General features: G+C 57.4%; 13 protein-coding genes and 1 tRNA gene. 7 read left to right on the top strand and 7 right to left on the bottom strand.

Annotation, left to right across the window (positions count from 1 at the left end; all coding sequences use genetic code 11):
* Window positions 1-58 precede the first annotated feature (58 nt).
* On the bottom strand, window positions 59-2,116 hold the full coding sequence (locus RBT76_04330) for a cytochrome b/b6 domain-containing protein (GenBank protein MDX9856990.1): 2,058 nt from the start codon (window positions 2,114-2,116) through the stop codon (window positions 59-61).
* Between the two features lie 387 nt (window positions 2,117-2,503).
* Between RBT76_04330 and RBT76_04325 the strand changes: the two genes are divergently transcribed.
* Window positions 2,504-3,619: a dipeptidase gene (locus tag RBT76_04325; GenBank protein ID MDX9856989.1), complete on the top strand. Its 1,116-nt coding sequence runs from the start codon at window positions 2,504-2,506 to the stop codon at window positions 3,617-3,619.
* A gap of 7 nt (window positions 3,620-3,626) precedes the next feature.
* Complete coding sequence (locus RBT76_04320) at window positions 3,627-4,025, top strand: VOC family protein (protein MDX9856988.1); 399 nt, start codon at window positions 3,627-3,629, stop codon at window positions 4,023-4,025.
* 361 nt (window positions 4,026-4,386) lie between these two features.
* Here RBT76_04320 and RBT76_04315 read toward each other — a convergent pair whose 3' ends face one another.
* Entirely contained in the window at window positions 4,387-4,812 is a 426-nt protein-coding gene (locus RBT76_04315; protein MDX9856987.1) for a hypothetical protein, read from the bottom strand.
* A gap of 318 nt (window positions 4,813-5,130) precedes the next feature.
* A complete protein-coding gene (locus RBT76_04310) occupies window positions 5,131-6,789 on the bottom strand; it encodes a methyl-accepting chemotaxis protein (protein ID MDX9856986.1) in 1,659 nt (552 codons plus the stop codon).
* A 312-nt stretch (window positions 6,790-7,101) separates the two neighbouring features.
* Here RBT76_04310 and RBT76_04305 point away from each other — a divergent pair, with 312 nt between their 5' ends.
* The 5 genes from RBT76_04305 to RBT76_04285 all read left to right on the top strand — a co-directional run bounded on the left by RBT76_04305 (window position 7,102) and on the right by RBT76_04285 (window position 11,643).
* The gene (locus tag RBT76_04305; protein ID MDX9856985.1) at window positions 7,102-7,644 is read left to right on the top strand and encodes a YfiR family protein; all 543 of its coding nucleotides are present in this window, start codon (window positions 7,102-7,104) and stop codon (window positions 7,642-7,644) included.
* A gap of 200 nt (window positions 7,645-7,844) precedes the next feature.
* Window positions 7,845-8,366 carry a GNAT family N-acetyltransferase gene (locus tag RBT76_04300; GenBank protein MDX9856984.1) on the top strand — a complete coding sequence of 174 codons (522 nt, stop codon included), beginning with the start codon at window positions 7,845-7,847 and terminating at the stop codon, window positions 8,364-8,366.
* 120 nt (window positions 8,367-8,486) lie between these two features.
* The gene (locus tag RBT76_04295) at window positions 8,487-8,852 is read left to right on the top strand and encodes a PilZ domain-containing protein (GenBank protein MDX9856983.1); all 366 of its coding nucleotides are present in this window, start codon (window positions 8,487-8,489) and stop codon (window positions 8,850-8,852) included.
* A 164-nt stretch (window positions 8,853-9,016) separates the two neighbouring features.
* Window positions 9,017-11,131, top strand: a complete 2,115-nt coding sequence (locus tag RBT76_04290) for a DUF4388 domain-containing protein (GenBank protein ID MDX9856982.1) — start codon at window positions 9,017-9,019, stop codon at window positions 11,129-11,131.
* A gap of 134 nt (window positions 11,132-11,265) precedes the next feature.
* Window positions 11,266-11,643, top strand: a complete 378-nt coding sequence (locus RBT76_04285) for a hypothetical protein (protein ID MDX9856981.1) — start codon at window positions 11,266-11,268, stop codon at window positions 11,641-11,643.
* A gap of 117 nt (window positions 11,644-11,760) precedes the next feature.
* Here the strand turns inward: RBT76_04285 and RBT76_04280 are convergent, their stop codons facing one another.
* From RBT76_04280 to RBT76_04265, 4 genes are all read right to left on the bottom strand, one after another.
* On the bottom strand, window positions 11,761-12,369 hold the full coding sequence (locus RBT76_04280) for a PEP-CTERM sorting domain-containing protein (GenBank protein MDX9856980.1): 609 nt from the start codon (window positions 12,367-12,369) through the stop codon (window positions 11,761-11,763).
* Between the two features lie 285 nt (window positions 12,370-12,654).
* Window positions 12,655-12,728 (bottom strand) — tRNA-His (locus RBT76_04275).
* Window positions 12,729-12,851: 123 nt separating this feature from the next.
* Window positions 12,852-13,040, bottom strand: a complete 189-nt coding sequence (locus RBT76_04270; protein MDX9856979.1) for a hypothetical protein — start codon at window positions 13,038-13,040, stop codon at window positions 12,852-12,854.
* 307 nt (window positions 13,041-13,347) lie between these two features.
* A complete protein-coding gene (locus tag RBT76_04265; GenBank protein ID MDX9856978.1) occupies window positions 13,348-15,021 on the bottom strand; it encodes a C25 family cysteine peptidase in 1,674 nt (557 codons plus the stop codon).
* Window positions 15,022-15,037 lie beyond the last annotated feature (16 nt).

The raw sequence follows: 15,037 nt of genomic DNA, 5'->3' as shown, positions 1-15,037 counted from the left end.
GCAGGTAGAAGGCGCTTTGCTGGCGTCGTGTCGTATCAATGCTGTCATACCCACCGCATTACTTGACGTTATCCGTACCTGGGTCGTCGCCGGCGGCTCCGGAGCCTGAAGGGCTTTCCATCACCGGATGTCGGGTCTCACCGTGAGATCGCCCGTCCAATGCCAGCAAAGAGGGGTCTTCCGGGTGTTCGCTTCGAAGCATATCGATCGGCATCTTGCCCGTGTACCAGGACGGATTCATCGGATACACCTTCGGATTGAAGACGGTCGAGTACATGTGCCACACGAGAATGGCTAACGTGGCCAGCCATGCCTCATAATAATGAATGACAAGCATGACGTCGAGCGCCCCTTTGGGGAACAGCATGACAACGAGATTATCGAACCACAGAGCGATGCCGGTTAACGCCATAACGATCGTACCCCAGACAAGAGCCCAGTATTCGGCCTTCTCGACATAGCTGAATCGGCCGAAATCAGGATGGTCTTTCCGGAAGCCGAGGTTGTACGTAACCATGTGCACGAACTGGGTAATGTCTTTCCAGGTGGGTAGCATGTCGCGGACGAACTGACGGCCCCGGTGCCCTGTGAGGTAAATCACGTGCCAGATAGTCGTCAACATGAACAGCACTGCAGCGACGCGATGAATGATACCACGGAGATCGGCGCCGCCCTCCCAGCCAAAAAGCCACTGGCTCCACCAGGCCTCGTAAAATCGGAGCGAAAATCCTGAAATGACCAGGACGATGAACGTCACCATGAGGAATGTGTGTTGCCAGACCTCGTTCGGTGTCATGCGGCGTATCTGAGGCAGCTTGTTCAGACCCCGGATCTGCTTAAGCAGGTCAATGAGCCAGTGTACGATCATCACGCCGATCACGACGACGATGATCACAATGTAGATGCTCTTGATGATATTGGCCAGATTGGTCTGCGAGACGCCCGGCTGTCCGTGAATCTGGGTTGCAGCCGCCATCTGTTCGGTGATACCGGCGTGACATTGCCCGCAGGTTTCCTTCAGATTCGACGGGTGGATTGACGATGTCGAGTCGGTATGGGGGAGAATCCGATGGGCTCCGTGACAGGAAGCGCAGTTCGCCACCGTCAGGTCACCGGCGCGGCTCTTCAACCCGTGATAGCTGTCCACCCAACTCTGGACCCGGCCTACCGGGGTGCCGTACTTTTCATTTAAACGGGCCGATTCGTGGCACGGCGCACAGGTTGCCTCCGCGACTCGTGTCGGACTGACACGGGACTCCGGGTTGTCCGGCGATATAATGCCATGCTCGCCGTGGCAGTCGGTGCACACGGGGGCGTCCGTCTCGCCGCGCTTCACGAGTTTGCCGTGGATCCCCTCCCAGAAGTCCATCTCGACATTATGATGACACCGGCCACAGGTCGACGGAATATTGAAGTGATTGATTGATGACTCCGGATGATCCGGTGAATAAATTCTGTGGGCCGTGCCGCCGGTCGAATGGCAGTCGTTGCAGGTCGCAGCGAAGTAGACCCCGCCCAATGAAGCCGTTCCGTGAACCGAGGATTTGTACAAATCCACCGCCCGCCCGAACAGAATCTCGTGCTTCTCGGTCAGGTCGATGTCTTCGTGGCAGGATCCACAGGTGGCCGGAAGGTTCATCGGGTTGACACGCGACTGCTTGTTCGAAGAGGGGAGAATGTCGTGTTTGCCGTGGCAATCAGCGCAGTCGGGAATATCCTCGCCGCCGGGGAATGTCAGTCGGCCGTGACGATGGTATTCACCGGCCGCGTCATCATGACAGTCGCCACAGGCAACTCTGGGCAATTCCTCGGCGTGGGGGAGTTCCGTGATGCCGGAGTGACAGTCTATGCACGCCATGCCCTCGTGAGTGGAGCCGTTGTGGGCTTCCATGACCGAAGGCTCGCTTTCAATGACGGCCCCCTCGTGACACATGAGGCAGTTTTCGGAATTGCCGGGATCTTCCTCCTGGGCCAATACGGGTCCGCCAAAGGCAAGGAGGATGGCTGCCAGAAGCAGGACAGCGGTCAGTCCCGCTGACTGGCATCGAAGAAGAACTCCCGTTGAGCGGCCGTCGAACGACGATCCACGGAATTGAAGCAAGGTGGGTTCGTGCACGCTTTGTCTCCCAACAAAAGTGTCCGTCTTCCGGTCCTTGATGCCCGGGACGACGACGCGTTATCTGTCAATCTGGACACGAAGATACACGTGGCACTATCTTCGCGCAAGTGAATTTTTTCACTTTATGGGCCAATTAGAGCTATTTCCTCATCTTTGGAATAGGTCGGTACATGCCCGCCGGGACTTAAGTGAAATCAATGCATACAAGCGTCATACAGCCGGCACCCGACGGCCGTAAGAGGACTCCCCCCAATCCTGTAGACTCTGGGTTTTTTCTTGAATTGGCCGGTAAAATACGTTAGGAATAACTAACTTACGGACTCGCCCGCGGCCGGACACAGGACTCCGCCGGAGGTCCCGTTCGAGCGAACAGGAGATCGATAAATGCAGGGGAATCCGATTCCCGTTTTTGACGGCCACAGCGACTCGCTGCTCGAGTGGTTCTTTGAGGGCGAAAGGGATATGTCGGCCTTCCTGGAGGGCCAGGGTTCAAAGCACATGGACATCGTCCGCGCCCGGGCGGCAGGAATGGTCGGCGGCTTATGCGCTATTTGCACGCCGCCGAGCTGGGGAGGACACGAGTCCTCGCGTGACAGGGCGATTCGGCGAGCGGGCGGATACGAGGTACCGCTGCCGGCGCCTCTGGATCCGGAGTACGCCGCAGAATTCGGCCTGGTTGCGGTGGAGGCGATGCACGCTCTCGAGCGGAAAGCTCACGGCAGACTGAGAGTTGTCCGCACTTCCGCAGATTTGGATCGCCTCGCGACTGACGAGACGTTTTGGATCATCATCCATCTTGAGGGGGCCGAGCCGGTCTGCGAGGACCTCTCTAACCTGCAGCGATTGTATGACTTGGGGGTGAGATCGATCGGTCCGGTGTGGAGCCGGCCCAACGTTTTCGGCCACGGAGTTCCATTCAAGTTCCCGTCCTCTCCGGACACGGGCCCAGGTCTGACAAAGGCAGGGCGGAGGCTGGTGGAAGCGTGTCAGCGACTCGGGATTCTCGTCGACCTAAGCCACATCACGAAAAGGGGCTTTGATGATGTGGCGGCGCAGAGCGTTCAGTCGCTGGTCGTATCTCATGCCGGGGCTCATGCTTTGTGCCGGTCTGCGAGGAATCTGACTGATCAGCAGTTGGACACGATCGGCCGAACCGGCGGGCTGGTCGGCGTGACCTTTCATGTCGCCGACCTCCGGGAAGACGGGGCGCTGAACCCGGACACGCCGATTGACCGCATCGTAGATCACATTGCCCACATAGCCTCCCGGATCGGGATCGAACACGTTGCGCTCGGCTCGGATTTCGATGGCGCCACGATTCCATCGCAGTTGTGCGACGCAAGCGGATTGCCGATATTATTAGGGAGACTGAAGGAGCGCGGTTTTGACGACGACAGCTGCCGCAAGATCGCAATCGAGAACTGGATTCGCGTATTGAAGGCGGTTCTGGGTGGGACTGGAGCACGAAGGGAAGAGGGCGGGGAGGCTGATCGGCGGTAAGCAGTCGATTGCCGGGCGTATCCATCATATAGAGCTGTACGTAAGCGACCTCGATCGCAGTCAGGAATTCTGGCGGTGGCTTCTGTTGCGACTTGGATATACGCTATACCAACAATGGGAGCACGGGTTCAGCTACCGGCTCGGAGATTCCTACCTCGTTTTTGTTCAGGCCGAAGAAGAGCATCTCCAGCCGGCGTATCATCGATGTCGCGTTGGGCTCAACCACATCGCCCTGTATGTTGACTCCCGGAAGGCAGTGGACGAACTGACCAATCAGCTTCGAGGGCGGGGTGCCACGATTCTCTACGAAGACCTGCACCCTTACGCCGGCGGACCCGAACATTACGCCGTCTATTTCGAAGATCCTGATCGAATCAAAGTGGAGCTGGTGGCGCCCGATAGGTAGGGTTCCCCGGCAGGCGGACCGCCCGTTTACTCCACATCCTCTGATACAACGTGATTCCCGGCGCAGAAACGATTGACCGCAGCCTTCTGTTCATGGCTGGAAAATCGCTTCGTGACGTTAGGAAGTAATGCAAATAGCCATGGTATCCAATCTGAACAAACACAGCAGGTGTGTTTTCGTCGGCGTCGGAACCCACTGTCTGTTTGCCCGGACCCACTCCGATCGCGTTTGCCGGCGATGCGTTCGGGGGGCAGGATATCGAAGGCGCCTTTCTCTCGGGGATGGCCGCCGCGGATCGTATCGCTGACATAGTGGGCGCATGATGCGACTGACCAGTATCGGACAACTCAGGCTCGGATATCTAATGCACGGGTTGGCGCTGGACCTGAAATTCCAATAGAAGGGTGTCCGTCCATGCCGCGATTAGACGCCGTGTGTACTCGTTGAGTGAATCAACCGGACATGATCCCAAGCCAAATTTCTTCCACGTCGCCGCAGGGCTGAGTCTCTCATCTTCGGCCTTGGGCGGTCGTGCAGTACGAATCTGTACATAGCGTTCCAGTTGCATCAGGGCACCGAAGAAGTTGTGTGGAAGGATACTGTCCGGCTGGGTATCTGCCGAGTAGCCGTCTATCCAAACGCTTACATACCCTGCATTCAACAGGAATGCGGAACGAGTGATCGCCAGTCCAGCCGGGTCAAAGCGCGAGGTCAAATGGGCGGTTACGTCGGACGTCGAGGCATCGGCCGTCCGTCCCTCTATATGGCTGGACACATAAATGTGCATCGAGTCCAACCCGACTAGCGAGCGCCTGTCACGATTGACGCGTCCATCACGCACATCGGACCTGATTCTACTATCCGAACACCCCGTTGCCGTGATCAACAACGCAAGGCCGGCTGGCATTGCGATCCTTCTCATTGATTTCTCTCCGCGTAACATCAGTTAAGTTCGCGTAGGTGGAAGATAACAGGTACGGAGAGTGATGGTTGCTAGAAGTTGGTTGGTTCAGCAGATGAGAAGAATGCTGATAGGGATCCGAAAAATCAGAGGGCGACGGCTTTCTGAAGAGCCATCGCCCGAAAACATTATCGCAAAAAGATCTCAGGAGTTGGCGACTTTAAATCGTGCTACCATTTGTTGCAGACTCTCGGCCTGACGGTGGAGTTGTTCTGCTGCCGCTGCGGACTGGTCCGCGCCGGAACTGGTATCGCGGGCGATATTGGCCACACTCTGAACGTTTTTGGAGATCTCTTCGGCCGTGCTGGACTGTTCCTGGGCGGCCTCAGCGATGTGTCTGATCATATCCATGACCCGCTGGGAAATTGCCACGATTTCGGTCAGGCTGTCACCGGCCTGATCCACGAGTTCGCGCCCTTTGCCGACTTCAGAGATGCCGACCTCCATCGATGATACCGCATCGGCGGTTTCGGCCTGTATCGTCTTGATCATCGAGGCGATTTCGCCGGTGGCGCGGCCGGTGCGCTCGGCAAGTTTTCGAACTTCGTCGGCCACGACCGCGAACCCCCGTCCTTGTTCTCCTGCGCGGGCCGCTTCGATAGCAGCATTCAGTGCCAGCAGATTTGTCTGGTCGGATATCTCATCGATGACGGAGACGATTTTTCCGATTTCGTCGGCCGACGTCGCCAGCTTGCGGATGGCGTCGGCCGAAGCGCTGACGACTGCGTTCACCTGTTGCATCTCCCGGATCGTCCGGCTGACGATCTCACCGCCCTGACGCGCGACCTCCGAGGCGTTTTCCGAGGCGCTGCTCGCTTCACCGGCGTTCTGTGACGATTCCATAATGGTCTGACTCATCTCCTCTATGGCGGCGGTGACCTGCGACATCTGATCTGTCTGTGTCTGTGCCCCCCGCGACATCTCTTCCGACGACGACGAGATCTGGTTTGCGGCGGTGACCAGCTGAGAGGCATTGTCCGCCAGCTGGCGTACCATTCCGGAGAGATTCATCGCCATGACCGAGAACGATGTCCCCAGCGCGTCCTGTTCCGACTTTGGCTTGACGCGCACGGTGAGATCGTTGTCAGCGATCCGTCGCGCCGCATCCGCCAACTCCCTCAGGTACTCCTGGGATGCTCGAAACGCCTCGGCCAGACCACCGATCTCATCTCGTCCGGTGTAAGTCACGTTGAAAGAGATGTCGCCCTGGGCGAGCGCCGAGCCGGCGCCCTGCAGCATCTTGATCGGCCGGGTGATCGTGCGCTGGAAGATGTACGCCATGAGCAGCCCTATGAGCGAGCCGACTATCGATACCACGATCATGAGTTTCAGTGTGAAACCGCTGCGCCGATGCAGATCATTCAAATCCGTCTGAATCCAGAGCCGGGCAATTTCCTTGCCGTTGCTTTCTATTCCCCTGGACACCGTGAGCGCGTGATCGGTCATCAAGGGTTTCTTACGCGCTTCGGCCGGCAACGAGGGCAGCGCCGCAAGGTCCTGGCCGAGATACGATGCAAAGGTTGTGTTGTCGGACAGGGTGAGGGCAGCCCACATGACATTCTGGTCACGTGAGAGTGCACCGAGTATCTCGTTGGCGCTTTCGGTATCGTCAAATTCTACCGCAGGGCGGCTATTCTCGGATACGATGTCAGCCAGCAGCCGGAATTCCTCCTTCAGACTGTCGGCAATGCTTTCCTTCTGGAAGTTGTAGTAAACCATCGATGTCAGGACGAGCAGTGCGGTAGTGGTTGTCACGATCCCCACCGCCAGGCGAAATCCGATAGACAGGTCTCTCAGGCGCATCAATGGTCCTCCCTCGCAGATAGAAGTAGCGAATCGGTTTTTACGCACGAGCTTGTATGTCTGTTATCGAACATTGCCGCTAACCCTTTAATAACCCCTCCCGTGATCATCCCGGCGGGTCCGTTCACGGGCCGGTGCCAGGAATGAACTGCGCAATTTACGGACAAACGGGCGCGCGATTTATGTCCGGGCGTTAATCACTGCCCGTCTCTTGTCGATGCCGTTGAAGTGGAACGGGACCGGACAAGGCGCCTGCCCGTAGAATTGACTGGTCTGCGCCCGTGGTCGCGGGCGCTGGAAGGGGAGTAAGCAATGCGACGTATGGTATCGATCGTGGGATTCGTGCTGTGCCTGATCTCAGTCAGTCAGGCGCAACCGGACGAACAGGCGGTCGCCGCGTATAAGGCTGCCCTGATGATCAAACTCGTGGAGTATGTGAGCTGGCCCGAAGGACAGGGACCGGCGGCCGGAGAGTCCATGGTCATCTCTGTGGTCGGTGACTCGAAGATCTTCGAGGAATTGCAGAAAATCGCCAACTTCTCGGCTCTGGAACCGAAGCCGAAAGTCCAACACCTCGCCGAAGACGGCGACTTTTCCGGAACTCACGTCATGTTTATCACTACGTCTGACGAGTCGACGCTTGCGACCATCCTCGGAAAGATCGAAAGCGAGTCGATTCTGACGGTCGGTGACGCAGAAGGATTCGGTCAGGCCGGTGTCATGGTGAACTTCATCCGCAACGTCGACGCGAAGGCGAAGGAGAAGTTCGAAGTCAACCTGCCCAAGGTCAAAGACGCGGATCTGAAGATCAGTTCGAAGTTTCTGAAACTGGCGCGCATTATCGAGGAGGGCTGACCGGCGGTCAAAGCCTATCCGGCTTTTAGAGCAGACGGAATTCGTCAGGCGGACCGGAGCGCCCGGAGGGGGCGCTTCGGTTTTTTTTCGAATTGTACTCGCGGGTTGCCAATACTTATCTTATAGCACATAGTGGCCTGTCGAACCCGCAGGCCGGTTGTCGGGTACAAGAGTCAACCCAATCAAGTACGAGGCAAACGGTGTCCGGAGATCTTCACAAGACCTCGGTGGTGGAGATAGTCGATTTCCGCCCAAAGCTGGCCCGATACTTTCGCGACCTGAACTACTCCTGGCTGGAACGATATTTCGAGATCGAGCCGTATGACCGGATCGTGTTGAACGATCCGTTGGGGCAGGTTATTCGGCTCGGTGGGTGTGTCCTGTTTGCCAGGTTCGAGGGTCAGATCGTCGGCACCTGTGCCCTGCTCAAGCACACGGAAAAGAAGTACGAGCTGACCAAGATGGCTGTGGACGAATCCTGTCAGGGGAGAGGGGTCGGCCGGAAGCTGGTCGAAGCGGCCTGCCAACGGGCGCGAGAACTCGGAGCGGAGAGCCTTGTGTTGGGAACCAGCAGGATCCTCGAGACCGCGAACCACCTGTATCTGTCGTGTGGCTTCGAGTACGTAGACTCTTCGGTTATTGGTCCTATCCCATACAAGCGCGAGACGGTCGTGATGGCTCGATCGCTGACCGGTCCTCTGCCCGGCGACCTCGTTCGATAAACCTCTCCCGGCTGGCGGCTTTATGCCCAATCATGGAGGCGCCGCTCAATTACGTGGTCTCAATGGCCGATAATCAGTATATGCAGATCAACTGCTGCAAAACGGGGTGGCCGCACTCACATGAAAGACCTCAGACGGAATGACCGACGCTGGACAAGCGACTATTACGTGCTTTTCGATCGGGAATCGGGGGAGGCCATAGGCCGTGTCCTGAACTTCTCTGAAAACGGGCTGCTCATCATGAGCGCGGAGCAGATACCGATCCCTCATCTCCTGCGCTGTCGGATGACCCTGCCGCGTCCCGTAGACGGGAGGTCTGAGGTACTGCTCGACGCCGAGAGTCGCTGGGGTCGTCACAATGAAAAAAGCGACTGGTTTGAAACAGGGCTGTTTATCGTTGCCATGCCCGCCGGCGACCGCGCGGTATATGAACGCCTGGTTCGCGAATCCCCCGAGACGAGGCCGGCGCCGCATCCACCACGGTGAAAGTCTTTCTCCGATGCTATTGTGCAAATCATGCGCAGTATCCGGGGGTAACCGCGGTTATGACCGTACCGGATCGACCGATACTAGTGTAGACGGGGCTCGCGCGGTTTGACCCTGTGAGGGTCCAGCGCCCCGCCGAACGCCAAAGAAGTGATGAAAGCGCTATGACTTCAGCCAACCATCGTCCTCGCCTCGATGAAATCCTGGCCGATAAGCAGCAGCTGTCGGACGAGCAAATTCGAATTGCCCTCAAGCACCAGAAGACATTCGGCGGGAAATTCGGCTCTCATCTGCTCCATCACGGTTTTGTCAGCGAGGGCGAGCTGGTGGCGGCACTCGAAAAACAACTCGAGTGCAAAGGCGTTCAACTCTCCGGACTGGATATCCCTCAACCTATAATCGCAATGCTGCCGGCGAGCGTGGCGTTTACCCGCAAGATCATTCCCTGTGCGTTCGACGAAAAAACCAACACACTGACGGTGGCCTGCGAGAATCCACGCGATGGGGCGCTGCTCGATGAACTGCACGCGCTCGTGCCCGGTCGCACGATCAGGCTCTGCGTGGCTGTCGAACTGTCTTTGAACCTTGCCATAAGCCGGTACTATGGCGGCGACCACGCCTCAGAATCGGGCTTCATCGGCGAGCACCGGGGCGCCTCACTGGCCGGCGGATACACCTACGAGCTGGCACGGCGAAATCCGGAGGAAGGAACCGTTTTGCTCGTCACCGGCGACACCAGCTACGCGTCGGTAATAAAGCTCCTGCTCGAACGGAGCACCTACAAGGTCCAGCACGCCGAGTCGGTGGAGAAAGCCCGCAAGCTCCTGGCCGGGGGTGACTACGCGATCGTTCTCGTGCACGACACGGGGAAGGGGGAGGGCGCCGATCTGCTCCAGCACCTCGGAGACCTGCAGCGCGCCCCGCGCCTGCGCTGCTTCGATACGATCGCCGACCTGATCCTCGAGAACGACACGGCCTTGTACCCCAATGATCCGCTCCATCATGATCTCGAACTGTTTACCTCACTTCTCACGATCAAGGACCGCCAGCCGACTTCGTACAGCGCGAAAACAACCCACTATGCCGACCGCCTTGCCGTCCGCCTGAATCTCAACGAGAGCCAGCGCCGAAGCCTCATCGAGGCGTGCCATCTGCTCGACCGCGCCAAGCTGTACAACATGGCGACCGGTCCGCGCAGCCTGCGAAGACTGCTCAGTCTCGCAACGAAGATCCTGCAGTCGGTCTACTACAAACCCGACGCCCTGGACATGCTCCGTTGCATGTACCTCGACCTGTCGGCATGGCAGCAAAGCGACCTGCCGGTGCAGGCGATCGGCGGAAACATTCTGACTATCGTTGACATGTTCCACGAGCAGGTCGTACCGAACCAGAGACTCACGCTGGAGCGGTTCGAGGCCATTCGCACCGCGCTTGAGGCTCACGTCGGCCGGCTGGTATTACCCGACGTGCTTGTCGCATTCGTTGCCCTGATCCGGGAAGAGGTGCTGAACTCGCCGATGTTTTCCCGGCTCGGGCAGATCATGATTTTCACCGATGATGCGACGGCAACCGAGCCGCTCGAACTGCGCCTCAGGGCGGAGTCATTTCGCACGATCAGCTGCGACCTGCGGGAGCTGTTCTTGCAGTTGTACCGGCGCAGCGTACCCGATGTTCTTGTTTTGTATCTTCAGGCGCACCCGCGCGAAATCATTTCACAAGTCAACGACCTGGTCCGCTTGGGGATTGACTTCAAGTCCGTACCCACGTTTTTGATCGCGCGGGGAAGTGTCATGCCGCACCTTACGTCGCTACTCGAGGAAGGCATAGAAGACATCATCGACAATGACTCCAGTCTGGATATGGTCGCCCTCAAGATCAAGAAGGCATGGAATCAGAAAGAAAGACTTCCCGAGCAGGACCGTGACGGCGAGAACGGTCATCTACAGTCCCGCGGCAGCCTCAATGACATGAACCTGATCGATCTGCTGCAGGCACTCGGGCCAAGCCGCAAGACCACCCGCATCACCGTCACTCCGGAATCGCCGAGCAGGGAGCGCCTGGAAATCTGTCTGGATCACGGCAATATCGTCTGGGCCAAGTTGGGTGCGCTCGAGGGCGCAGACGCCATTTATATCGGCATGACCTGGGAGCGCGGCAGCTGGTCGGTGGAGCCGATTCTCGACGGTAACGTGAGCCAGCCCAATAACTTCCTGTCCAACGAAGCGATCCTGATCGAGGGTTGCCGCCGCAAAGACGAAATCGCCCGGCACCTGTTCTGACCGTCCCGTGCCGGCGTTCCGCCGGAAAGTCATCACTTCTCCGATCAAAAATCCGGAACTTAGCGGCTCGGGCCTGCGTTCTCTAATGAGTAAAATGGATAATAAGGACACACAATGCCCATACTGGACGGGCCGTGTCCGGTCTCCAAGTCATCGAGTCGGCAATGAACTACGACGTGGACGAAGCACTGTACCACTATGACAACATCCAACTGATGCTGGACGGTCTGCCTCGCGAGCTGTGGTCGATATTCCTGCCGGAGGACGAGGACGACCTCCCGGACCTGGAATTCAACATCATTCATTTCCGCCGCCGGGAAGGCGAGCGCGAGCAGGTAATGGCGCTGCAGGGATTGTGCGACCTTCCCCTGCGCCCCAATCAGCCGATTCAGGAGGCCCGTCAGAAAGCCCGCTTGCAGGGACTTCGCAAAGGCCGCCTGTTCGACCAGTGGCAGGAACGGCGCCGGGAGGCGGGCCCCGATGATGTCTACCCCGGGGCCACCGGACGTTGAGCACGTGACCGCCAGTCATTCGCCACACCAGTACCGACAGCTGATTCCTCAAAAAAGCAGGCGGAACCATCCGTCTGGTTCCGCCGGTCACACTGCGGATCAGGAGCGACTCGGCCACTATCGCCGATGCTGCCGTCGTACTACGGCGAGCGACAACAACCCCAGGCCGACCAGTCCAAATGTGGCGGGCTCCGGTATGACGGCAGAGTTTCCGAATGAGATGTTGTCGTTGTACACGGCGTTTACTCCGTCGTCGCCGAATCCATAGAATCGGGCGAAGGCTACGTCCTGGGCGGCAGATCGCGCCGTCAGCGTGTACCACTGATCATCGAGCCCGAAAACCGTCCGGCTGACTACGATTTCCCCGGCCGCATTGTACAGTTCGAGTGTCAACGGATCATCGCCCTCGAAGAGCTGGAAGTCGACTGACACGAAGTCGACCGGTCCGGTAAACGTGGCCTGGATATACCCCCCGCCGTTACAATACGAATCGAGCACGATTGTGCCCGACGGTCCTCCGAAATAGCCCGATCGTATATCGCGTGAGCCGAATATGTCATATCCGGCAAACGTGATACCGAGCGCGGCATACTGGTCACTGACCAACGTTCCGTCGGAAAGATCATCAAAGTCGATAGTTGTCAGTGGAAATGCGACGATGTCCGAACCCGGGCCAACGAGGAGGATGATCATTCCGGCGATGAGTGCGCGCAGCGCGTGTTTCATCTTCGGTACCTCCCTGCGTCGAAGGCTGTCACATGATGTGCCCCCGTTCCGCGTGTGAACCGGGAAGAATGCAAGTTCGGTGCCGAAGTGCGAAGTGCTTGCAATGCAACACGCGTCGTATGGGGCCGAAGAAGCTGATTTCACGAAAGGATCATGCGGACGCACAGAATCGGCACCGTAATGCGATGCGGACGATTGCAGCCGGCTTAGTCAGGTGTGACACAACCGGACCGCTTCCGGTCGGATCCTGACGCGTCTGGTTGTTACGGAGACATTAAGAGAAAATACCGGGGGAGCGGCTCGAACGCTCGACCCCCAGATCCACAATCTGGTGCTCTAACCAACTGAGCTACCCCGGCATGGCGAGACCAAAAGTAACACAAAGATCGGGCAAGTCAAGATTGATTTGCCCCTGACACAAAACAGGCGGGTACGACCGCGGTCGACCCGCCTGGGTGTTTGTTCACGTTATCAGTTTAATATCAGCCGCAGGTTCCGGACGAGCAACTGCCGCTGTCGCAACCCGCGCCGACTCGTACGACGAATCCCGTACGACCCCCGATCGTAACATGATCGATCGAGATTTCGTCGAACTGCTTCAGGAACTCCTTCAGCCCGGCCTCAATATACGTCTCGATACCGTTGTGTTCGAGCTTTTCTAATCCATCCACTGACTCATCCAGAGCCAACCCCAAACTGGGGCCCCCTCAGCCCATGCCCTGGAAGTAAATGACAAGGTGGTTGCCCTTGCCTTTATCGGACGCCAGGAATGTCTTGAGCTCCTGGCTGGCCTTGTCGGAAACGTTTAGCATAGTAGTCCTCAAATTGCCGTCTTCGTCGATATCGGTCAATCTTTAGATGAAAATATACCCCTTTTGATTCAGAATAGCGATCAAAGAGTCTCAAATTCACCATAAATGGAATAGACGCCACCGGGACGGCGACGTCTATCGCTGTAAGATATTTGCAATTAAGGGGTTACTGGCAATCGTAAGGTACCTGACCACCCAGGAACAAATAATTCGTGAGGTAAATCTCGTCACTCAAATCAATGGAACCGTCGGCGTTGAGATCTGCTTCGTCAAAGCATTCAGGTGCGGCCCCGCCTTGCAAGAGGTAGTTGACAAGGAACATAAGGTCTGCTAGATCGCAGATATCCTGTTGGTCGCCGTTTACATTGCCCCGGACACCAAGACAGCAGGCGCCTACGAACACGGAATCGAGATGCATCAGGTAGCCGCTCTTCATCATGCCGATTGTCGCAAGTCCTTCATGTTCAAAGAGAACATCGCTGAAGGTAGCGATCCCGAGTCCATCGGTCTGCCTGGTTACATATACCGTGCTGTCCTGGGTCAGGCATACGGTTGCGCCAGCCACCGATTCGCCCGAGTCCGATATCACGGCCACGACAAAGGTCATCTGGCCGGGCGTAAGTGGAATCGAGAGCGAGCTGCGCAGTGTTTTTGGGACATCAGAGAACACGCTGAGCTGGGGATCTCCAAGCAGCATATAGGCGTGGTAGGCGAACCGACGGTAGTTGTCAAGCCAGGCATCTGAGGGTGTCAGCGCAGCTTTTGCCAGTGCGAACGCTTTGCCGATTTCGTACCCGTCCTCGAACATCAAGTCCATCATGTCGTAACAGAAATCCGGGTAGCTGGCGGCCAACCAGTCCAGATTGCTTGACCCGATGTAAGCAACGCCGCCGCCATTCGGGTTCAGCATAAAATGCCGGCCGATGGCAGCGGTTGAGGAGAGGCAGTTGTTGAGGCAGGTCGAGTTGAAAAACACGCTGTATTTCCCAGTGTTCATCATGGAGTCTGCCATAAACGGGAACTCAATGGCGTCTCGATGCCACGGGGTGGTAGTCCAGTGCGTGAGGAAGTTGCCCGCCCATTGAGCCTGGCTGTTGTTGACGATCAAGCCATACCCGGCGCTCAACTCCGTCTTCACGGTCTGTGACGCCTCTTCGAAGAGTCTTGTTCTGTTGAGATTCGCTGGGAGATGGGGGATGAGGGTGTCCAGAAAATATTCTGTTTCGACCGGGTGATAGAAGTCTTCGGACTTGTCTATCGACACGATCACGCGAGTTCCCATCAGAAGCACCTCATTCTGGTAGTTGGTGTCGGCCGGGCAGGACTGGTATTCGACCAGCTTCCGAATAACGGTCGCTGCCTGGGTGCTGTCCACACACGGGATGCGCGCGACGAAAATATCCGGCTCATAGTCCGTCTGGTCGCCGTATCCCGGGGGTTCTCCGAAAAGATCGTTGCCGTTAGCGTTCCAGTCGCCGTCCAGATTGGTATAGTACGTGTCACCGGCGGGATGCGCCCTGAGAGAATTAACGATCATGTGAGGGATAATGTCGATATCTCCGCCGAGGATAGCCCAGTCCGACTGGTGGTTGTTGTGGTAGTCACGCAGGCACTCTCTGATCTTCACTTGAAGGCTGTCCCCGGCGTACGATGTCTGGATGTATTCGACCGTGACGATATCGGCAGGGATGCCGAACAGCGACTTCCATTCTGAATAGTGCTCGAACGCAGGCTTCATCTCTTCGTTCGTGATGATTAGTAGTCGCCCGAGGGCGAGTACCTGAGCGTTCGACAGGCACACGGCTGCAAACAGCGCTACTATCACAAGTTTCGTTTTCATCTTGTCCTCCCTCTAT

This window comes from Candidatus Zixiibacteriota bacterium (assembly GCA_034003725.1).
Lineage (GTDB): Bacteria > Zixibacteria > MSB-5A5 > GN15 > FEB-12 > WJMS01.
This window is presented reverse-complemented; position numbering and strand designations above follow the sequence as displayed.